This window comes from Hymenobacter actinosclerus (assembly GCF_900111515.1).
Taxonomy (GTDB): Bacteria; Bacteroidota; Bacteroidia; order Cytophagales; family Hymenobacteraceae; genus Hymenobacter; species Hymenobacter actinosclerus.
The window spans coordinates 1248872-1268963 of sequence record NZ_FOHS01000001.1 but is presented as its reverse complement, the minus strand read 5'-3'; the positions used below and the strand labels follow the sequence as shown (position 1 = coordinate 1268963).

16 protein-coding genes and 1 tRNA gene are annotated in these 20092 nt (G+C 64.8%); 8 read left to right on the top strand and 9 right to left on the bottom strand.

Features of this window, described 5'->3' with window-relative positions; translation table 11 throughout:
- Nucleotides 1-207: 207 nt before the first annotated feature.
- A complete protein-coding gene (locus BMY67_RS05455; RefSeq protein ID WP_092769165.1) occupies nucleotides 208-1020 on the top strand; it encodes a DUF5602 domain-containing protein in 813 nt (270 codons plus the stop codon).
- A 40-nt stretch (nucleotides 1021-1060) separates the two neighbouring features.
- Here BMY67_RS05455 and BMY67_RS05450 read toward each other — a convergent pair whose 3' ends face one another.
- The 5 genes from BMY67_RS05450 to BMY67_RS05430 form a co-directional block, all read right to left on the bottom strand.
- Entirely contained in the window at nucleotides 1061-1687 is a 627-nt protein-coding gene (locus tag BMY67_RS05450) for a nucleotidyltransferase family protein (RefSeq protein ID WP_092769163.1), read from the bottom strand.
- Between the two features lie 145 nt (nucleotides 1688-1832).
- The gene (locus BMY67_RS05445; RefSeq protein ID WP_092769161.1) at nucleotides 1833-3038 is read right to left on the bottom strand and encodes an XdhC family protein; all 1206 of its coding nucleotides are present in this window, start codon (nucleotides 3036-3038) and stop codon (nucleotides 1833-1835) included.
- Between the two features lie 217 nt (nucleotides 3039-3255).
- Complete coding sequence (locus BMY67_RS05440) at nucleotides 3256-5586, bottom strand: xanthine dehydrogenase family protein molybdopterin-binding subunit (RefSeq protein ID WP_092769159.1); 2331 nt, start codon at nucleotides 5584-5586, stop codon at nucleotides 3256-3258.
- Nucleotides 5587-5708: 122 nt separating this feature from the next.
- The gene (locus BMY67_RS05435) at nucleotides 5709-6695 is read right to left on the bottom strand and encodes an FAD binding domain-containing protein (protein ID WP_092769157.1); all 987 of its coding nucleotides are present in this window, start codon (nucleotides 6693-6695) and stop codon (nucleotides 5709-5711) included.
- Nucleotides 6696-6849: 154 nt separating this feature from the next.
- Nucleotides 6850-7470 carry a (2Fe-2S)-binding protein gene (locus BMY67_RS05430; protein ID WP_092769155.1) on the bottom strand — a complete coding sequence of 207 codons (621 nt, stop codon included), beginning with the start codon at nucleotides 7468-7470 and terminating at the stop codon, nucleotides 6850-6852.
- Between the two features lie 243 nt (nucleotides 7471-7713).
- Here BMY67_RS05430 and BMY67_RS05425 point away from each other — a divergent pair, with 243 nt between their 5' ends.
- The 7 genes from BMY67_RS05425 to BMY67_RS05395 all read left to right on the top strand — a co-directional run bounded on the left by BMY67_RS05425 (nucleotide 7714) and on the right by BMY67_RS05395 (nucleotide 16032).
- Nucleotides 7714-8226: a hypothetical protein gene (locus BMY67_RS05425; protein ID WP_143069702.1), complete on the top strand. Its 513-nt coding sequence runs from the start codon at nucleotides 7714-7716 to the stop codon at nucleotides 8224-8226.
- Between the two features lie 189 nt (nucleotides 8227-8415).
- On the top strand, nucleotides 8416-8775 hold the full coding sequence (locus BMY67_RS05420; protein WP_092769151.1) for a winged helix-turn-helix domain-containing protein: 360 nt from the start codon (nucleotides 8416-8418) through the stop codon (nucleotides 8773-8775).
- 70 nt (nucleotides 8776-8845) lie between these two features.
- Entirely contained in the window at nucleotides 8846-9412 is a 567-nt protein-coding gene (locus BMY67_RS19715) for a molybdopterin-dependent oxidoreductase (RefSeq protein WP_092769148.1), read from the top strand.
- Between the two features lie 15 nt (nucleotides 9413-9427).
- Nucleotides 9428-12091, top strand: coding sequence for a TonB-dependent receptor (locus BMY67_RS05410; RefSeq protein ID WP_092769146.1), 2664 nt, complete (start codon nucleotides 9428-9430; stop codon nucleotides 12089-12091).
- 214 nt (nucleotides 12092-12305) lie between these two features.
- Nucleotides 12306-12872, top strand: coding sequence for a fasciclin domain-containing protein (locus BMY67_RS05405; RefSeq protein ID WP_092769144.1), 567 nt, complete (start codon nucleotides 12306-12308; stop codon nucleotides 12870-12872).
- A 352-nt stretch (nucleotides 12873-13224) separates the two neighbouring features.
- A complete protein-coding gene (locus tag BMY67_RS05400; RefSeq protein ID WP_092769142.1) occupies nucleotides 13225-13689 on the top strand; it encodes a hypothetical protein in 465 nt (154 codons plus the stop codon).
- A gap of 129 nt (nucleotides 13690-13818) precedes the next feature.
- A complete protein-coding gene (locus BMY67_RS05395) occupies nucleotides 13819-16032 on the top strand; it encodes a tetratricopeptide repeat-containing sensor histidine kinase (protein ID WP_092769140.1) in 2214 nt (737 codons plus the stop codon).
- Nucleotides 16033-16352: 320 nt separating this feature from the next.
- Here the strand turns inward: BMY67_RS05395 and BMY67_RS05390 are convergent.
- The 4 genes from BMY67_RS05390 to BMY67_RS05375 form a co-directional block, all read right to left on the bottom strand.
- Nucleotides 16353-16439: transfer RNA gene (locus BMY67_RS05390), tRNA-Ser, on the bottom strand.
- Nucleotides 16440-16686: 247 nt separating this feature from the next.
- Entirely contained in the window at nucleotides 16687-17736 is a 1050-nt protein-coding gene (locus tag BMY67_RS05385; RefSeq protein WP_245744897.1) for an asparaginase, read from the bottom strand.
- Nucleotides 17737-17974: 238 nt separating this feature from the next.
- Complete coding sequence (locus BMY67_RS05380) at nucleotides 17975-18763, bottom strand: TatD family hydrolase (protein WP_092769136.1); 789 nt, start codon at nucleotides 18761-18763, stop codon at nucleotides 17975-17977.
- Nucleotides 18764-18929: 166 nt separating this feature from the next.
- Entirely contained in the window at nucleotides 18930-20024 is a 1095-nt protein-coding gene (locus BMY67_RS05375) for a glycosyltransferase (protein ID WP_092769134.1), read from the bottom strand.
- Nucleotides 20025-20092 lie beyond the last annotated feature (68 nt).

Below are 20092 nucleotides of genomic sequence, written 5' to 3'. Positions count from 1 at the left end.
GGGCTATCCGGTTATCAATGGTCACTCGAAGTCCACTTGAAACAACCCAGGGCAACAGGCTAAGGGCTACCGGAAAATAAGATGGCAAGCAAATACATATTACCTTTTGTATATTATTGCAATATTACTATTTTTTATTCTAATAGTCATAAATAAAATGTATATTAGATACCAGTTTCAGTTTCTTTTCACCTTCTCTTACCTGCTATGAAAGCTCAACTCACCTTTTCGGGGTGGGCCTGGGGCCGCACTTTGCTGCTGGCCATGGGCTTGCCTCTTCTGATAGCCGCCTGCGACAAGGACGACTCCGATAAACCTCAACCCACCGTTGCCTACGGACCTACGGTAAAAATTGGAGACGGCTCCGGCCGCAGCTTCGTGGCCGCCGACGCGCAGCAACAGCCCACCGAAATCGGTGTAGCCATCAGCGAAAGCGCCCTTACGGGCCTGCCCGCCATGCCGGCCATGGGCACGATGTACGACATGGCCCTGCCGGACGGCAAGGCGACCAGCCAGTTGCCCTTCGACCATATCTCCTTCGACTGGAACCCCAATGGCCACGAGCCGGCCGGCATCTATACCGTGCCTCATTTCGACGCGCATTTCTACATGCAGCCAATGGCCATCCAGCATGCTATCACGCTCGACGACCCCAAGGGGGACATTTTCCCGGCCGCCGACAAGCTGCCGGCCGGCTACATTACGCCCCCCAACGTGGCGCCGGGCCGCACCGTGCCCATGATGGGCCGGCATTGGCTTGACCCCAGCGGCCCCGAATACCAGCCCGGCGGCAGCTTCGGCCACACCTTTGTTTATGGCACCTACGATGGGCACGTTACCTTCTTGGAGCCCATGTTTACCAAGGCCATGCTGGCACCCGGGCTAAGCATGGAAAAGGAAATCAAGCAGCCGGCCGTCTACGAAATCACCGGCAAGTACTTCCCCACCCTATACACTATCCGCCATGACGCCGCTCAGCATGAGTACGTTATCTCATTGAAAGCAATGGCCATGCGGTAAACTACTGCTGCATTTCCGGTGCCGGCCGATAAGCGGTCAGCTACCGGGCCGTGGGCATAGTCGGCTCCTCTGCCGAGCCGTTTCCCGCCAGCAAAGCCGCGTACTGCGCCTCCGTATCCACGTCCACGGCCCCGGCCGGGAAGGGCACGGTGGCAACCAGCGCCGGGTGCTGCCGGAGCAGGGCGGCGGCCCCGGCCGCATCAGGCAGCTGCCGCAGCAGCGGCAGGGCTTCTGCCCCAAACAGCACCGGCACGCCCCGCACGTCGCCGTACTGGCTGGCCACGATGGGCCGGCCGGTGGCGGCGTGCGTTTCGGCCAGCCGCCCCAGCAGCGCGGGCGTTACGTGGGGCTGGTCGCAGAGCAGCACGATTACTTCCGCCCAGGCGGCGCACAGGCTTTCGAGCAGGCGCAGGCCGAATTTAAGGGAAGCGCCCATACCGGCGGCCCAATTGGGGCAGCGCTGCACCACCAGCGGCAGGCCGGCCAGCTCGGGCAGTAGCGCCGCGTGCTGGGCGCCGGTTACCACCACTACCGGCGCGCCGGCGGCGGCGGCCACAGCCGTTTCGGCGGCCCGGCGCAGCAGCGTCCGGCCCTGATACAGCAGCAGTTGCTTGGGCCGCCCCAGGCGCGAGGAGGCGCCGGCGGCCAGGAGCAGGATAGCAGGCATGTAGTGGATTTAGTGCGGTGTAGAGACGCATAGCTGCGTCTCGTCGTTGAACGATACCGTCTACCTCATGTGGCAGACAGGGTTGACTGGCACGTACGGGACCGTGCGATGGTACCGTTCAACGACGAGACGCAACTATGCGTCTCTACAGCTCGCAGGTAGCCTCTACCCTGCCCTCGGGCACCAGCGGGGCGTTGGCGTGCAAGGTGGGGTGAATAGGATGCGGCGAGTCGCGCAGGAAGCCGGCGGGGCGGGCGGTGAGCACGGCCTGGATTTCGGCCACGATGGACAGGGCAATTTCCTCGGGCGTTTCGGCGCCCAGGTTCAGGCCGATGGGGCTGTGCAGGCGGCTGTGCAGCTGCTGAGCGGCGTCGGGCACGTCCTTTACCAGGTCCTGGAGCAGGCGCTCGTACTTCTTGCGCGGACCCAGCAGGCCGATGTAGGGCGTGGTGGTGTCGGGCAGCAGATGGCGCAGCACCGCCAGGTCGTAGTAGTAGTTGTGGGTCATCAGCAGCGCGAAGCTGCCGTCGTGGGGCTGGGCGGCTACCTTTTCCAGGGGCAGCACCCGCGTGGCGTGGGCCTCGGGGAAGCGGGCGGGCTGCACCTGGGCCGGCCGGCCATCTACCACCGTTACGCGCCAGCCCAGGCCGGCGGCCAGGCGCACCAGTGGCTGCACGTCGTTGCCGGCCCCGTACACCGTCAGGCGCACGGGTGGGCGCAGGATTTCCAGACTTACGCGCACGGCCCCCGAGCCGGCCGGGTAGTGGCGGGTGGCGGGGCGGCCGGCGGCCAGCGCGGCGCGGGCATCGGCCAGCAGGGGTTGGTAAAGGCTGGCGGTGGCGGGCAGGGTGCTTTCCACGGTGCCATCGTCCAGCAACAGCAGCCGCTGGCCTGCCTGCACCTCGTCTTCGGCAGCCCCCCCGGCCCCCACCCCGGCAAACACGGTGGCCACTACGGCCGGCGCGTGGGCGGTGGCGTCGGCCCAGCGGCGCAGCAGCTCCAGCGGGTTGTCGGGGTCGGTAAAGTCGAGGGGTTCCAGCAAAATCTGCACAATGCCCTGGCAGCCCAGCGCGGCCCCAAATTGCAGGTCGTCGTCGGGGTCGGTCGAGTCGTAGGTGACCAGCGCGGGGCAGCCCTGGCGGATGGTGCGCCGGGCCCGGCGGCGGGCGTCGCCTTCGAGGCAGCCGCCACTGATGGCTCCGGTCAACTGGCCCTCATCGGTCACCAGCATGCGGGCGCCGGGCCGGCGGTAGGCCGAGCCGGCCACATCGACCACCGAGGCCAGCGCGCAGGCCCGCCCCGCGGCGCGGTGCTGGTCGTAGGCATGGAGCAGGCGTTCGAGTTCAGTCATGGTTTTTTTTAAGCTGTTGGCTGAGAGCTATTAGCTGATAGCTTTTCGTTCTATGTTTTATTGGCAGTCGGCAGAACGTCATGCTGAGCTTGCCGAAGCATCTCTACCGCTTCGTTGCAATAGTGATTCAACGAAGCGGTAGAGATGCTTCGGCTTCGCTGCGCTCCGCTCAGCATGACGTTCTTTAGCTAACAGCTCTCAGCTAACAGCTAAATGATTACGCCGGCAGCCGTAGCGCCTCCAGCATCTTGTCGGGCGTCATGGGCAGGCTGCGCATGCGGCGGCCGGTGGCGTTGAATACGGCGTTGGCCACGGCCGCGGCTACGCCCACCATGCCCAGCTCGCCGATACCTTTTACCCCCAGCAGGTTGATGTAGGGGTCCTTTTCGGGCACGAACTCAATCTGGATATCCGGGATGTCGGCGTTGACGGGGACGTGGTAGCTGGCCAGGTCGGAGTTGGTGTAGCGGGCGTAGTTGGGGTCGCGGAAGGTTTCCTCCATCAGCGCCGAGCCGATGCCGTAGATGGCCCCGCCGCTCATCTGGCTGCTGGCGGTTTTCCGGTTGAGAATGGTGCCCGCGCCGTGCACGCCCACCCAGCGCGTCACGCGAATTGTGCCCAGGTCGGGGTCGACTTCCACCTCGCAGAAGTGGGCCCCGAACGAGTGCATGGAGTGGCCGCTCGCCTTCTTTTCCTTGTCGTCGCTGTTCTCGTTGGCCTCGATGGGGCTGAACTTCTGCGTCTCGTAGCCCGCGCCGTACTTGCCGGTGCCGCTGCCCTCAATGTCGGGCTGGCCGCTGCGGCCCAGGGCGGCCACCAGCGTTTCGCCCTTCTGAGGGTTTTTGACGAGAAACATGCGGCCCAGCTCCACCTTCACATCGGCCGGCCTGGCCTTGTAGAGCGGCGACTTCTTGTCGGCCACCGCCATCTTCACCACCTTCTCCCAAACGTCCTGGGCGGCGGCCATAATGGACGAGGCCACCGTGCCGGCCGCCACCGAGCCGCCCGAGCCGGGGGCCGTGGGCAGGCGGGTGTCGCCCAGCTCGAAGCGGATTTTATCGGGCGGCAAACCCAGCGCGTCGGCCGAAACCTGCGTCATCACGGTGTAGGTGCCGGTGCCCAGGTCGGTAGCGCCGGCTTCTACTACGGCGTGGCCGTCGGCGAACAGGCGCACGCGGGCCGTGCCCTGCGAGCTGTGCACGGGGTAGGTGGCCGTGGCCATGCCGTGGCCCACCAGCATCCGGCCCCGGCGGTTCTGGCCGGGCTGGGGGTTGCGCTTGTCCCAGCCAAACAGCTCGGCGCCGCGCTTGTAGCACTGCTTGAGGCTTTTGCTGCTCCAAGGCTTGCCGTTGCTGTGGTCGTGCTCGGCGTAGTTGCGCAACCGGATTTCGATAGGGTCAATGCCGAGCTGGTTCGCCAAATCGTCCATCGACGACTCCAGCGCGAACGAGCCGGGGGCCTCGCCGGGGGCGCGCATCCACACCGACGTCATCACGTTGGCGCGGGCCAGCTCGTACACCGTCGAGTAGTTGGGGCAGGCGTAGAGCATGTCAATCACCTTGCCGTTCGACTCGGTGTAGTTGTCCCAGGGCGAGGTAGTGGCCTTTTTGGTGTGCACCAACGATACCAGCTTGCCCTCGGCGGTGGCGCCCATGCGCAGGGTCTGCTCCTGGTCTTCGCGGTGGCCGACGCCGGTAAACATCTGCTGGCGCGTGAGGGCCAGCTTCACCGGCCGGTTCACGGCCCGGGCGGCCAGCACCGTGAGAATGGTGTGGGGCCAGAACGAGCCCTTGCAGCCGAAACCGCCGCCGATGTACTTGGTTACTACCCGCACCTGCTCGCGGGGCATGCCCAGCAGCTCGGCCAGGTTGCCCTGGTGCATGGTTACGTTCTGACTCGATTCGTACACCGTCAGCTTGTCGGCGCCCTCCCACACGGCCAGCGTGGCGGCGGGCTCCATGGGGTTATGGTGATTGATGGCGTGCACGTAGGTAGCCTCGTGCTTGATGGCGGCCCCGTCGTAGGCCTGCTGGGGGTTGCCGCGCACCACGTGGCCATCGGCCTTGCCCTGCTGAATCTTCTGGGGGTCGAACAGCTCGGCTTTGGGGTCGAGGTAGGAGTCGATGGGCGCGTCGGCCTGGTAGGTTACCTTGATGAGGGCCGCCGCCTGGGTGGCCGCCTCCAGGGTTTCGGCCACTACCAGCGCCACCGGCTGACCGGCGTACTGAATCTGGTCGTCCTGCATGGGCAGGTAGCTCTGGGCGGCGCGCCACTTCTCAATCTGCTTGGGCGTTTTGGCCGGCTTGGGCAGGTTTTGGTGGGTGAAAATGCCCAGAATGCCCGGCTCCTGGCTTGCTTTTGACGTGTCGATGCTGGCAATGCGGCCCTTGGCGATGGTGCTGGTTTTGAGCACCCCGTGCACCGTGCCGGGCACACTTATTTCGGCCGAGTAGCGGGCCGCGCCGGTTACCTTGGCCGGCCCGTCCACGCGGTCGAGCGGTTTACCGACGACGTTGGTGGGGGCGTTTTCTTTATCCTGGATTTCCATATCAGTTCAGATTTGTTTCCCGCAGAGAAGCGCGGAGGGTGTCGCAGAGGTTCGCAGAGAACGACCTCCGCGAACCTCTGCGGAAATCTCTGCGCGCCTCTGCGGGAAAGCTATTAGGGCAATCAGGCAGCGGCTACCTCACTCAGGGCCCGCACCAGCGTATTCTGCGCCATTTCTACTTTGAAAGTGTTGTGCTCGCGCGGTTTGGCCCCGCGCAGCGCCACCTCGGCGGCGGCCCGGAACGTGGCCTCGGTGGCCGGCTTGCCCACCAACATCTTCTCGGCCTCGAAGCAGCGCCAGGGCTGGGCCCCTACGCCCCCCAGTGCTACGCGGGCCCCTTTCACCACTCCGCCCTGCACCTCCAGCCCCACCGCCGCCGATACCAGCGCGTAGGCGTAGGAGGCCCGGTCGCGCACCTTCAGGTACTTCGACTTGCGGGCCATTTCGGTCTGCGGAATCGTGACGGCTACAATCAGCTCGTCGGCCTCCAGCACGGTTTCGCGCTGGGGTGTGGTGCCGGGCAGCAGGTAGAACTTGGTGAGCGGCACCTGCCGCTGCTTGCCCTTGGCGTTTTCCAGCGTCAGCACCGCGTCCAGCGCAATCAGGGCCACGGCCAGGTCGCCGGGGTAGCTGGTGGCGATGCAGGCGTCGCTGGTGCCCAGGATGGCCAGATTGCGGTTGTCGCCCTCCAGGGCCGGGCAGCCGCTGCCGGGCTCGCGCTTGTTGCACGGAAAGGCCGTATCGCGGAAGTAGCCGCAGCGGGTGCGCTGCAGCACGTTGCCCCCGATGCTAGCCATGTTGCGCAGCTGGGCCGAGGCCGCCAGCAGCAGCGACTCCGACACCATAGCAAACTGCTGCACCACCAGCGGGTGCGCCCCCACGTCGCTCATGCGCTCCAGCGCCCCGATGCGCAACCCGTCCTTGGTCATCGCTATGCCCCGGAAAGGCAGCAGGTTCACGTCAATCAGCTGGCCGTGGTTTTCCACATTGAGCTTCATCAAATCGAGCAGCGTGGTGCCGCCGGCAATAAAGGCCGCCGACTTATCGTCGCGCTTGGCCGCCGTGGCGTCCTTGGCTTTATCGGCCTGGGTATAGGAGAAGTTATTCATGGCAGAGGGTGGGCTTGGGAAGAACGTCATGCAGAGCGGAGCGAAGCATCTCGCGTGCTGACATTGGGTTACTTAATCGACGTCAGCACGCGAGATGCTTCGCTCCGCTCTGCATGACGTTTCTTTTGTTTGTTCCTTTCACTTCTCAACCCCATCACCCCATCTTGCCTTTCGCCTCCAGAATGGCAGCCGTGATGTTGGGGTAGGCGCTGCAACGGCAGAGGTTGCCGCTCATCCACTCGCGCACCTCGGCTTCGGAGCCGGCGTGGCCCTCCTGCACGCAGGCAATGCCCGAAAGTATCTGGCCCGGCGTGCAGTAGCCGCACTGGAAACCGTCGTGCTTGAGGAAAGCGGCCTGCATAGGATGCAGCTCACCCCCTTCCTTGGCCAGGCCTTCGATGGTGGTAATTTCCTTGCCCTGGCTCATCACGGCCAGCGTGAGGCAGCTGTTCACGCGGCGGCCGTCTACGAGCACCGTGCAGGCGCCGCACTGGCCATGGTCGCAGCCTTTCTTGGAGCCCGTCAGGTCGAGGTATTCGCGCAGGGCGTCGAGCAGCGTTACGCGGGGCTCGGCCCGGATGCTGCGCACGGTGCCGTTTACTTTCAGGCTGATGGTGGACACGCCTGCTACTTTTTTAGAAAGGGCCGTCAGGCGCTCGGCCTGGGCCAGAAAGGGCGGCGCCAGGGCCAGGCCCAGCATGCCGCCGGCCTGCTTCATGAAGGTGCGGCGCGAGCCGTCGGGGTTGCGGGGGGCGGGGGTAGAAGGCTGGGACATATAGCTGAAATGGAATGCGTAGGGGCCGCCGGGCGGGTATTACCGGCATACGCAGCCGGCGGCGGCGCGTTATGGGCGGCGGCAATTAAGTTGGTAAAACCGGGCTTCAGCCGGGATGTTGCCACCGTTGAGCCTGCCCCCGTCCGAGGGCTGGCTTACGGTTGCGCTTTCGCGCCGTTCAATAGCCGGCCATTTCACGCGGTCGGGTTCAGCCGCTAATGGCTTATTATGCTATTTTGCCGCATGCTTCATTACTGCCTTTCTACTTTCTGCTTGCAGACTGATGCCGAGCTGGACCTGTTGCGGGTGGGCTACCGGATGGTGGCCGAATCGGAACTGCGCCGCCACGAGGTAACGGCCCTGCTGGCGCTGGCCCATAAGCACGCCATCCGCCACCTGCTGATTGATATGCGCACTGTGCCGCTACTGTCGGTGTACGATGAGCTGTGGCTGGTCACCAACTTTATGCCCGACCTCGTGACTCTGCCCCTGGAGCGCCTGGTGCTCATCGTCGCCAGCCACCAGACTTACCACCAGCTCACCGTCGATTCCCTGCACGACCTGGTGAAGGCCGATATCCGCTTCGACGCCCAGTACTTCGACGACCCCCAAACGGCCCTGCAGTGGCTCACCGACGACTCGCCCCGGGTGCCCGAACTGCTGGCCGAATGGGCCAACCGGCCCGACCCGAGCAGCTTGCAGCCACCTGCCGCCGCCAGCACCTCACCCCTGCCCTTGCTCTACAGCCCCGGCTAACCGGTCCCGCAGCGCAGGCACGCCGGCCCCGGCCCTCTGCGCTGCGGGCTTTCCAGCGGCGAGTGCCGGCATTGAGGCAGCGTAAGCAGAAGCCGGCCCGGTGGTGCGGCGGCACAGAGCGGGGAGGCAGATAAGCAGGAAACCCGCAATTTTGCCTTCTGCCTGATGTTGCACCCTACCCATTGTATTATGAAAGAGTTGCTGCTGGCCAGTGTGCCGTTTCGCTTCGATGGCCGGCTGTGGCTGCAGGGCCCCGACGACCGGTTTATGGGCATCGGACGCCTGCAGCTGTTGGAGCATATTGCGGTGCTGGGTTCCATTTCGCAGGCGGCCCGGGCCATGAACATGTCGTATAAACGGGCCTGGGACCTGGTTTCGTCCATGAACGCGCAGGTGCGCACGCCGCTGGTACAAACCCAAACGGGCGGCCGGCGCGGCGGCGGCGCCGGGCTCACCCCGGCCGGCGAGCAGGTCGTGGCCGAGTTCCGGGCCATGCACGACCGGTTCGCGGCTTTCCTGGCCGCCGAAACCGCCCGGCTGTATTCCTGAAGCAACGAAAAAAAAGGCAAGCGTAAGTCGGGACCGTCGTTATATTTGTTCGGATATAACCGTTTGCCGCATGCCGAAATTCTTCCCTGCCCGGTGGGGCTTCCCGTTGCTGATGGCCGGCTGGCTGACACTCTGGAGCGGCAGCGCGTTGTCGGCGCGGGGGCAGGCCCGCCCCGCCGCCACCCCGACCGCCACCAAAGCCACGCGGCCCGGCCTCACTACCCTGCGCATCGGGGGCCTGGTGGCCACGCCCCGCACGCTTACCGCCGCCGAACTGGCCGCCCTGCCCCGCCGCGAGCAGGCCCTTACCGACCAGGAAGGCCGCCGGCGCGTGTACCGGGGCGTAGCGCTGGCCGATGTGCTGGCCCTGGCCGGGGCACCGGCCGGCGCCAGCATCCACGGGCCGGTACTGGCCCAGGCCGTGCTGGCCACCGGCGCCGACGGCTACCAGGCCGTGTTTGCCCTGCCCGAAATCGACCCCGCCTTTGCCACCCAACCCATTCTGCTGGCCGACCAGCTCGACGGGCAGCCGCTGCCGGCCAAAAATGGCCCCTATCAGCTTGTTGTGCCCCTGGAAAAGCGACCTACCCGCTGGGTGCGCCAGCTCACGGATCTGCGCGTAGTCAACGTTCAATAACTGGTGGCTGCGCTGATGAAACAGACCTTACGCTTTGTTGCCCGGGCAACGGCCGGTTTGGCTTCGCTGGCCCTGGCCCACGCGGCCGCGGCCCAGGCCCCCGCCCGCCGCCCGAGCCCGGCAGATACCGTGCGCAGCACCCTCAGCGAGGTAGTGGTGGCGGCCTCGCGGGTGGAGGAGAGCTTTCTGCAGTCGCCGGTGACAGTGGAGAAGCTCAATGCCCGCGCCCTGCGGCTCACGCCCGCGCCCTCGTTTTTCGACGCCATTGAGCACCTGAAAGGCGTGCAGGTTATTTCGCCCAGCCTGGGCTTTAAGGTCATCAACGCCCGGGGCTTCACCAACACCACCAACGTGCGCTTTGCCCAGCTCGTCGACGGCGTAGACAACCAGGCGCCGCACATTGGCGGGCCCATCGGCAACGTGCTTGGGCCCAGCGACCTGGATATCCGGAGTGTGGAAGTGGTGCCCGGCACGGCGGCGGCCCTCTACGGGCTCAACGCCATCAACGGGCTGGCCAATTTCCAGACCCGAAACCCCTTTAGTTTTCAGGGACTGAGCGTGCGCCAGCAAACCGGCCTCAACCACCTGCGCGACCCCAGCGTGCGCACCCTGGGGCTGGGCAGCTCGCCGGAAAACCTGTATTCGGAAACCAGCCTGCGCTACGCCCAGGTACTGGTGCCCGAGAAGCTGGCCTTTAAAGTGAACGGCACCTACCTGCGCGCCGCCGACTGGGTGGCCAACGACCAGACCGACCTGTTTGCCAACGGCAACGCCACCACCGGCCTGTTGGGGGCCGATAACCCGGCCCGCGACCCGGTCAACAGCTACGGCAACGAATCGTCGGACCGCAGCACGCTCACGCTGGGCGGCCGGCAGTACGTGGTAGCCCGCACCGGCTACGACGAGCGCGATTTGGTGGACTACACCATCAAAAGCCTGAAGGCCGATGCGGCGCTGCACTACCGCTTCCGGCCCGGCGTGGAGCTGGCCTACACCTACCGGGTGGCCGGCTTCGACAACGTGTACCAACGCTCGAACCGTTTCCGCCTGCAGAACTACCGCCTGCAGCAGCACGCCCTGACGCTGACCACGCCCGTAGTGCAGGCCCGCGCCTACGCCACGCTGGAAAACACCGGCCGCAGCTACAACCTGCGCTCGATGGGTGAGAACCTGGACCGCAGCTTCAGGCCCGATGCCGCCTGGAACGCCCTGTACACCACGGCCTGGAATGCGGCCACCGCGGCGGGCCAGACGGTGGCCCAGGCCCACACCAGCGCCCGCACCGCAGCCGATGCCGGCCGCCTGCAGCCCGGCACCCCGGCCTATTACCAACGGCTGGGCGAGCTGCAGAACATCAATAACTGGGACCAGGGCGCGGCCCTGCGCGTGCAGGCCGACCTGCTGCACGCTGAGGCCCAGGTGAACCTGGCCGAGGCCTGGCGCCGGCGGGGCGGGGCGCTGCCGGCCAACCTGGATGTGCTGGCCGGGGCCGACCACCGCACCTACGTGGTGGTACCCGACGGCAACTACTTCATCAACCCGCGGCCGGGCCAGGACCCGCTCCGCGACAACCTTACATATGCCAAAACGGGGGGCTTTGTGCAGGCCGGCGGGCGTTTGCTGGCGGACCGGCTGCGGCTGACGGCCACACTGCGGGCAGACAAAAACGACTATTTCGACCTCAAGTTCAACCCGCGCTTCACGGCCGTTTTCTCGCTCACCCAGCAGCAGAACTTCCGCCTGAGCTACCAGAGCGGTTACCGCTTCCCGAGCTTGTTTGAGGGTTTTTCCAACGTCAACAGCGGCCAGGTTAAGCGCATCGGGGGCCTGCGGGTGATGTCGGACGGGGTGTTTGAGAACAGCTACCTGCGCACCAGCATCGACGCGTTCAACACGGCCGTGACGGCCGCCATCAACGCCAACACCTCCGCCCAGCCCGCGGCCCAGAAGCGCCAGCAGGCCATTGCCGAAAACCAGGGCCGCCTGCTGAAAAACCCCTACACCTACCTCCGGCCGGAGCAGATTCGCTCGCTCGAAGCCGGCTACAAAGCGGCGCTGCTGCCCCAGGGCCGGCTGCTGCTCGACGTGGACTTCTACTACAACTCCTACCGCGACTTTATTGCCCAGGTGGAGGCCTACGTGCCCATAAAGGCCGGTGGCGAACCCCTGGGACCGGCCGACCTGAACACCGTGGCCACGACGCTTAACGCCCGCGCCGGCCAGGCCCGCTACCGCCTCTGGACCAACTCCCAGAGCCGGGTGACCAACTACGGAGGCTCGGCCGGGGTGCGCTACGAGGTGGGCCGCGGCTACCTGCTGGGGGCCAACACCACCTACACCCGCCTGCGCCGCACCGAAAACGGCGACGGGCTCGAAGACGGCTTCAACACTCCGCGCTGGGCCTATAACCTGAGCGTGGCCAATGAAAACGTAGTGGAGAATTTTGGCTTCGGCCTCAACTACCGCCACCAGGACCCCTACTTCTCGCAGACGTTTCTGGTAGTGGGCACCGTGCCGGCCTATGGCACCCTCGATGCCCAGCTGAGCTACCACGTTGTGGCCGCACAGGTGCGTTTGAAACTGGGCGCCAGCAACGTGCTCAACCACTACTACACCTCGTACCTGGGCGGCCCGAGCGTGGGCGGCCTGTACTACCTGACCCTGACGTACGGGCTGTGAGCCGGCCCGCCGGCAAGCGGCCGGCGGCAGTTTTACCAACCAGTTAGGCCCCCGCCCCAACGGCACGGGCGCCGGGCCGCTGCGGCTGATTTTCCGGCCAGGGGGCCGCTAACGCCGCCCGGGGCTGGTTTTGGCTGGCTACCGTTGCCCACAACCCCGGCCACACTATCTGCGTAACTTATTACCCGTTAATCTTTTACCAAACGACATTCATATGCGCAACCAGCCTTTTTTCTCCGTTCTGCTCGCCGGCCTGCTCACGCTGGGCCTGAGCACAGCCGCTTCGGCCCAGACCGGCACCCCCACCGGCGCGCCACTCACCCAGAAAGCCAACGGCAACCTGCTCCAGATGTCGAAGCTCTCTGCCAACCACACCACCCTGATGAAGGCAGTGTCGGCGGCCGGGCTCGATGAGCAGGCCCGCGGCGCTACCAAGTACACGGTATTTGCGCCCACCAACGCCGCCTTCGATAAGCTGCCCGCCGGCAAACTCGATGAGTTGCTAAAGCCCGCCAACAAAAGCCAGCTGGCCCTGCTGCTGGCCTACCACGTAGTGCCCGGCTCCTACCTGGCCGCCAACCTCAAAGACGGCGAGCAGCTGACAACTGTGCAGGGCGAAACCCTCACCGTTATGCGCCAGGGCGGCACCCTTATGATCAAGGATTCCAAAGGCAGCACGGCCACCGTCATCAACACCGACATCGTGGCTGAAAACGGCATTATTCAGTCCATCGACACCGTGCTGATGCCGACCAGCCTGACGGCCCCGGCCAAAAAGTAAGCCGACTTACGGTTGTTCGGACGCCCCCGTCTGGCTCGTTGCAGAGCCGGGCGGGGGCGTTGTATGTCAACTGCTCCGGTTTCTACCTCCGTGACCTGTGCCGAATCGGCAGGCTGCTGTAAGCCAGCCGCCGGGGTAGGGCTGCCAACTCCGGCTGGCTTCATCAAAATTATTTTGAGCCACTCCGGGCACCTATCCTTTCAACTCATGTACCTCAAGCCAGTGGTGGTTAGGCGGCAAGCATAAGCATTTCTATACTATATAATTATACAGATAATTATTTTAACTATTAGATAAAATGTATTATATTCCCTAACTCAAATATTTTCTCTTCCACCATAGTCCCCTGGTTATGAACGACCCCGCCTTCTCCCCGACTCCTGCCCTGGGTGGTAGTAGCGGCGAAATTCAGGAAATATTCTTCTCATCGGCCACTTGGAAGCAGGGCGTTGAATACTATACTAAATTAACAGGATTAACTCCTAATCCAGCCGGACCGCCCACGGCGATATTTAAGTCGAAGGAATACGAGATTTGGGTTACGCAAACCGATGACAGCTCTATGCTTGCCAAACAATCGGCGGGCAAAGTCCCGTTCATTGCCCTACCCACTGACCAAGCCGTAGCTGGCGCCATAAAGTTAGCGCAGAACCTGGGAGCCAAAGAAGTCATACCGGCCATTATGCTGGATGTGTATCCTGTGATGAGGCTACCTCTGCGACGAGTACTCACTCTGGGTATGGTCCGTTTTATGGTGGGCGCCCAGTTAACCGCGGAAGACACAACCGTGGGGGTTATTCATAACCCCAACTGGTAGGCCGACCGGCGGGCAGCCCCGCCACCTATGCCCCGGGTGATAATGGGTAGCCGGCAGAATTCGTTTTCCAGGGGCTTCGGGGCCCGCAAATTGCCAGGCCCGCCGTTCTGAATCCCCGAGCCCACACTTATGAGAAGCCTCCTGCTTGTGCTGCTGCTGAGCCTGCTCGCAACAGCACTGCCCGCGTTCAGCCAGCTGGCGGGCCCCGACAGCCTGCGGCAACTGCTACGCACCCAGCGCCGGCCCGATACGCTGCGGCTGCAGCGGCTACAGGCGCTGGCCCAGTTCCTGAAAACCACCGATGCCCCGCAGGCCATCCAGGTAAGCCACGAGGCCCTGCAGCTGGCGCGCGCCCTAGCCGACTCGGTGGGCCAGGGCGAGGCCCTGCTGGCGCTTAGCAACCTGTACCGGCGCCAGAACCAGTTTACGGTTGCCCACCGCTACGCCCGGCAGGGACAGGCGCTTTTTGCCCGGCTCCGGCACAACCAGGGCGAGAGCCGGGCCTGGCTTGAGCTAAGCACGCTGGCCATGGTGCAGACCAGCCCGATTGAGGCGCTGGCGGCCGCACTGCGGGGCCTGCCCCTGGCCGAGCGCGCCCACGACCTGCAGACCCAGAACCGCCTCAAGCTGGTAATCGGCACCACGTACTTCCAGACCGGCAACTACGACGAAGCCCTGCCGGCCCTTAAAGCGACGCTGCGCATTGGCCGCCAGCTCGGCGACCACCAGATGGTGCTGACTGCCCTGAGCACGCTCGGCGACTCGTACCAGATGCTGAATGACTGGCCCCGGGCGCTGCGCTGCTACCAGCAGGGCCTGCGCCTAAACCAGCAGCAGGGCGACCAGCAGGGCGAGGCCGGCTCTGAAATCAGCTTGGCCGAAGTGTACAGCCGGCTGGGCAACTCGGTGGAAGCGCTGGCCCACGGCCAGCGGGCCCGCGAGCTGGTGCGCACCCACCACGATGGCTACAACCTGTCGGCGCTGCAGCTGGCCCTGGCCCGCGCCTACCAGCTGGAGCAAAAGCCCGACAGCACACTGGCGCTGGCCCATTCGGCCCTGGCGCTCAGCCAGCAGAGCAACAGCAACGGCATTAGCCGTGGGGCGGCTCGGCTGCTGGCCGAAACCTATGCCAGCCAGCGCAAATTCGGGCGGGCCTACCACTTCCGGACGTTGCAGATGGCCTACGACGATACGCTGTCGGGGGAGGATACGCAGCGCCGCACCAGCGCCCTGCGCTACGGCTACGAGCTCGACAAGCGGCGCAACCAGATTGTGCTGCTCACCCGAACCCGCCAGCTGCAAACCCAGAAAGCCGAGCGCCAGCGGCAGGGCCTGCACGCTCTGCTGGTGGGCCTGGGGGGCGTGCTGCTGCTGGCCGCGCTGCTGCTGCGCAACATCTACCTCAAACAAGCCAGCAACCGCCGCCTGAAGGAAAAAAACCAGCAGATTGCCGCCCAGCGCGACCACCTCGACCAGACCCTGACCGAGCTGCAGGCCACCCAGGCCCAGCTGGTACAGCACGAAAAGCTGGCCTCGCTGGGCGAGCTGACGGCGGGCGTGGCCCACGAGATGCAGAACCCGCTCAACTTCATCAACAACTTTTCCGACCTGAGTATGGAGCTGCTCGACGAGCTGGCCGCCGAGCTGGAAAAGGAGCCGCTCTCGGCCGCCGGGCGGGCCCTGAGTGCGGAGTTGTTGGCCGAGCTGCGCGAAGATCAGGTGCGCATCAATCAGCACGGCCACCGCGCCGCCCGCATTGTACGAAGCATGCTGGAGCACTCGCGCGCCAGCAGCGGCCAGGCTCAGGAGACCGACCTCAACAACCTGGTCGAGGAATGCCTGCACCGGGCCTACCAGAGCTGGCTGACCGAGCATCCGGGCTTCAGCGCGCAGTTTACCCTGCATCTGTCGCCGCACCTGCCCCGGCTGCGGGTGGTGCCCCAGGATGTGTGCCGGGTGCTGCTTAACCTGCTGGCCAACGTATTTTATGCCCTCCACGAAAAGCAGCAGCAGCGGGGGCCCGCTTTCCAGCCCGAAGTATGCCTGCGCACCCAGCAAACGGCCACCGCCGTGCGCATAACCGTGCGCGACAACGGCACGGGCATGAGCGCGGCCGTGCGCAAGCACGTGTTCGAGCCCTTCTTCACCACCAAGCCCACCGGCGAAGGCACCGGCCTGGGCCTCTCGCTGAGCTATGATATCGTGACCAAGGGCCACCGCGGCACCCTTAGCGTGGAAAGCCAGGAAGGCGAATACACCGAGTTCGTGGTGAGCCTGCCGCTCACGCTGGCGCATCCGGCCGAGCTGCTGCCCCCGCCGCAACCAGTAGCCACCGCGGCCTAAGGCGGCTGGCTATGGCCAGCTCGATGTGAAGGCGCTCAGCTACGTGGCCAACGGTCAGCTAAAGTGGACCCAGTTGCTGGGTTTGGCAGCCAACGGCACCGTACGCCTGCTCGATGGCTTAGGCCGGCTCGGACGCACCGCCGTCCTGGCCCCCAATGCGTGGTTTTCAGCACAAGGACTGGCTCCTGTCTGTATGTGGTGCGGGCGGTTAATGGGCTGGGCTAGCCCTATGCCGACCGCTTGGTGGTGGAGCAAGGTGCCCTAGCCCACGCTTTCTAAAAACAAAAACCCCGTTTCTAAGGCAGAAACGGGGTTTTATGCAGAGAGGATGGGATTCGAACCCACGATGAGCTTGCACCCATACACACTTTCCAGGCGTGCTCCTTCAACCACTCGGACACCTCTCTGGGTGATGTGGTTCGGTGGCGCAAAATAACACCCGATTTTCCGGAAACACAAGCCCCGGCCGCTTTAGCTGGCCAGATAGAGTCGCCAGAACGATGTAGCGGCGCGTATTCGCGTCTCGTGGTTGCTGATGTTGGCTGTTGCCTACCGCCGTTCAACGACGAGATGCGAATACGTGCCGCTGCACCGCTGCTGCTGCTGCTGCTTCCCCCCCGCTGCCGTTCAACGACGGGACGCACACATGCGCCGTTACAGCGGCGTTATTTCGCCCCGCAGGTTCTGGGCCAGCAGGCGGCGGGCCGGGGCCGGCTCGGACTCCAGCCCCAGCACGAACATAAGCTTGGTAATGGCGGCCTCCACCGTAATATCGTCGCCGCCCACAATGCCCAGCTCCGAGAGGTAGGCGCTGGTTTCGTAGCGGCCCTGGAGCACCCGGCCCTCCTCGCACTGGCTGACGTTGAGCAGCAGCACGCCCCGCTCGGAGGCTTCGCGCAGGCACCGCAGGAACCAGGGCGCGGTGGGCGCGTTGCCCGAGCCGTAGGTTTCGAGCACGCAGCCGCGCAAATCGTCGAGCTCCAGTTGGGCCCGCAGCACCCGCTCGCTCAGGCCCGGAAACAGCCGGATCAGGGCCACCCGCTCATCAAGCCGCTGGTGGGCGCGCAGCGGGCCGGCGGGCAGCGGCCGGATTTGCCGGTCGTGGAACACCAGCTCGATGCCGGCCTGGGCCAGGGGCGGATAGTTTTCGCTGCGGAAGGCGTCGTACTGCTGGCTCTCCACCTTTTTGGCCCGGTTGCCCCGAATCAGCAGGTCGTTGAAGAACAGGCCCACCTCAGGCACGCGCACGGTGCCAGCCACGGGGTGGCGGGCGGCGGCCATTTCCAGGGCCGTTACCAGGTTGCGCCGCGCATCGGTCCGGATACCGCCCACGGGTACCTGGGCCCCGGTGAACACCACCGTTTTGCCCAGGTTTTCGAGCAGAAAGCTGAGCGCCGCCGCCGAGTAAGCCATGGTATCGGTGCCGTGCAGCACCACGAAGCCGTCGTACTGGTCGTACTTCTCGGCAATAAGGACGGCCATGCGCAGCCAGTCGGCGGGCGTGACGTTGCTCGAATCAATGGGCTCGCCCAGGTTCACCACTTCCACCGCCATATTCAGCTGCCGCAGCTCGGGCATCTTGCGCCGGATTTGCTCGAAGTTCATCGGCACCAGCTCGCCGCGCTTGTTGTACGCCATGCCTGCCGTGCCGCCGGTGTAAATCACGAGGATGGTAGACTGAGGGCTTTCGGGAGTAGCAGCCACGGGCAGGAACGGGTTTGGGGTGGAGTTGCGAAGGTAGGCAGTTGGTTTCGGGAGAGGATTTCTGAGTGAGGGCGAATGCGTTGAGGAAGGGGGAAGAACGGGTCATGCTGAGCACAGCTCAGCGGAGCCGAAGCATCCCGCGTGTAATGGTGCTTCTGTTACCAGGAATTACTGTGGCACGCGAGATGCTTCGCCTACGGCTCAGCATGACCCGTTCTTCTCATCGCCCCTTCCCTGCTCACTTCCCTCCCCCATCCCCCGCCGCCCCAAACAGCGCCAGCGTGTTGCGGGTGGTAGCTTCAGCTACCTCCTCTACCGACACGCCCAGCAGCTCGGCTACGCGGCGGGCTATCAGGGGCACGTAGGCGGGCTCGTTGCGCTTGCCGCGGTAGGGTACGGGGGCCAGGTAGGGACAGTCGGTTTCGAGCAGCAGGTGCTCCAGGCCGATGCCGGGCAGCACCTTGTCCAGTCCGCCGTTCTTGAACGTGGCCACGCCCCCGATGCCCAGCTTGAAGCCGAGCTTGACGACTTCCTCGGCCTCGGCCGGCGTACCCGAGAAGCAGTGAAACACCCCCCGCAGCGTGCCGTCCTGGGCCTGGGTAATGATGTCGGCGGTTTCACGGAAGGCCTCGCGGGTGTGCAGCACGAGGGGCAGCTGGTGCTTTTTGGCCAGCGCCACCTGCACCCGCAGCGCCTCCTGCTGTTCGGCCAGCAGGGTTTTATCCCAGTATAAATCGATGCCGCACTCGCCCACCGCCGCGAACGGCCGGCGGCCGAGCCATTCTTCCACTTCGTACAGCTCGCGTTCCAGGTTGCGCGTTACGTGGCAGGGGTGCAGGCCCATCATGGCGAAGCACTGAGTGGGGTGCCTGGCTTCCACTTCCAGCATGGCATCGATGCTTTCGTGGTCGATGTTGGGCATGAAGATGGTTTGCACGCCGCCCTCGTAAGCCCGTTGTAGCAGCTCGTCCTGGTCGGGTTTGAGCTGGGGCGAGTACACGTGGGCGTGCGAATCGGAGAAGGTCATGGCTGAGGTGAGGGGGTGAAGAATAAAGGCAAAGGTACTGTCATCCTGAGCGGAGCGAAGGACCTTTACGGAAGCTACCACTTGATAATGCCTTCTGGATAGGTCCTTCGCTTCGCTCAGGATGACAGGCGGGCTTACCAATCCACCCCATCACCCAAAAGCAATCCTACCGGTAGCTCCTCCCCTTCCACTCGAAGCGCAGCGGCAGCAGCCGGAACAGCACCAAGCCAACCGTCAGGGCCAGCGTGTAAAGCTCGAACAGGGGCAGCAGCTCCAGCGGCGGGCGGCGGCCCACGCGGCGGAAGCAGACGATGGCCAGTCCGCCCTGCATAGCCGCTTTGGCCGCCCACACGGCCAGCGCCAGGCCCGGCCCGGCCACCACTGCCAGGGCGGCCAGCACCAGGTAAAACGAGCCGTACAGCGCCAGACACGCCTGCAGCCAGCCCGGCAGCTGCTCGACGCCCCGCATCCAGCGCCGCCGCTGGTGCAGCAGCCCCCGCCAGCTGTACATGGGCAGCGACTCGGCCAGCACCTCGGGCCGGAACAGGTTGCGGTAGTCGAAGCCCTGCGCCCGCACCGCCTTGAACAGCTCAAAGTCCTCGGTTACCGAAAACGGCAGCGCCTCGTAGCCCCCGGTGGCCTCGTAGGCTTCGCGGGTGATGAGCATATTGTTGCCCATGGCCGTGACGGGCCGGCCCAGATCGGTTACCACCTGCACCAGCCCCAACGACAGCAGCCAGTCGAGGCCCTGCAACCTATGAAACAGCCGCGGGCCCGTTACCAGCGTCAGGCCCGTGACGATGCCGATGTTCGGCTTGGCCCAGGCCAGCAGCCCGCGCAGCCAGGTGGGCGGCACGGCAATATCGGCGTCGGTAATGAAGAAAAAGTCAGACGTAGCGGCCCGCGCCAAATGCGCCAGCACGTTGGCCTTGCCCCGCGCCAAGCCCCGGTTTTCCCGGATATCGAGCACCCGAAACGTGCCCGCATAGCCCCGCATAGCGGCTTCGGCTACGGCGGCGGTGGCGTCGGTTGAGGCGTCGTTGCCCAGCAGCACCTCCACCAGCTCCGGCGGGTAATCGAGTGCCCGGATGGCCGTCAGGCAGCGCGCAATGGCCTCCTCTTCATTCCGGGCCGCCAGCAGGATGCTCACCCGCGGCCGCGCCTCCCCCAGCACCGGCGCCGCTACCAGCCGCCGACCCAGCACCCAGGCAGAGGCCGCCAGCAGCGCAAACCAGCCGAGAAAGTAGAAGAGGAAAAGCATTTTTTAGAAGTGAGATGCGAGATGTGAGATACGAGATGTGAGATATGAGACGTGAGAAGGAACGTCAT

Bases quoted from the DNA above. Each gene is read 5' to 3' on its own strand.
- BMY67_RS05440 (WP_092769159.1), bottom strand. From the start codon at position 5,586: ATGGAAATCCAGGATAAAGAAAACGCCCCCACCAACGTCGTCGGTAAA.
- BMY67_RS05425 (WP_143069702.1), top strand. From the start codon at position 7,714: ATGCTTCATTACTGCCTTTCTACTTTCTGCTTGCAGACTGATGCCGAG.
- BMY67_RS19715 (WP_092769148.1), top strand. From the start codon at position 8,846: ATGCCGAAATTCTTCCCTGCCCGGTGGGGCTTCCCGTTGCTGATGGCC.
- BMY67_RS05430 (WP_092769155.1), bottom strand. From the start codon at position 7,470: ATGTCCCAGCCTTCTACCCCCGCCCCCCGCAACCCCGACGGCTCGCGC.
- BMY67_RS05400 (WP_092769142.1), top strand. From the start codon at position 13,225: ATGAACGACCCCGCCTTCTCCCCGACTCCTGCCCTGGGTGGTAGTAGC.
- BMY67_RS05420 (WP_092769151.1), top strand. From the start codon at position 8,416: ATGAAAGAGTTGCTGCTGGCCAGTGTGCCGTTTCGCTTCGATGGCCGG.
- BMY67_RS05445 (WP_092769161.1), bottom strand. From the start codon at position 3,038: ATGACTGAACTCGAACGCCTGCTCCATGCCTACGACCAGCACCGCGCC.
- BMY67_RS05455 (WP_092769165.1), top strand. From the start codon at position 208: ATGAAAGCTCAACTCACCTTTTCGGGGTGGGCCTGGGGCCGCACTTTG.
- BMY67_RS05405 (WP_092769144.1), top strand. From the start codon at position 12,306: ATGCGCAACCAGCCTTTTTTCTCCGTTCTGCTCGCCGGCCTGCTCACG.
- BMY67_RS05375 (WP_092769134.1), bottom strand. From the start codon at position 20,024: ATGCTTTTCCTCTTCTACTTTCTCGGCTGGTTTGCGCTGCTGGCGGCC.
- BMY67_RS05435 (WP_092769157.1), bottom strand. From the start codon at position 6,695: ATGAATAACTTCTCCTATACCCAGGCCGATAAAGCCAAGGACGCCACG.
- BMY67_RS05395 (WP_092769140.1), top strand. From the start codon at position 13,819: ATGAGAAGCCTCCTGCTTGTGCTGCTGCTGAGCCTGCTCGCAACAGCA.
- BMY67_RS05380 (WP_092769136.1), bottom strand. From the start codon at position 18,763: ATGACCTTCTCCGATTCGCACGCCCACGTGTACTCGCCCCAGCTCAAA.
- BMY67_RS05450 (WP_092769163.1), bottom strand. From the start codon at position 1,687: ATGCCTGCTATCCTGCTCCTGGCCGCCGGCGCCTCCTCGCGCCTGGGG.
- BMY67_RS05410 (WP_092769146.1), top strand. From the start codon at position 9,428: ATGAAACAGACCTTACGCTTTGTTGCCCGGGCAACGGCCGGTTTGGCT.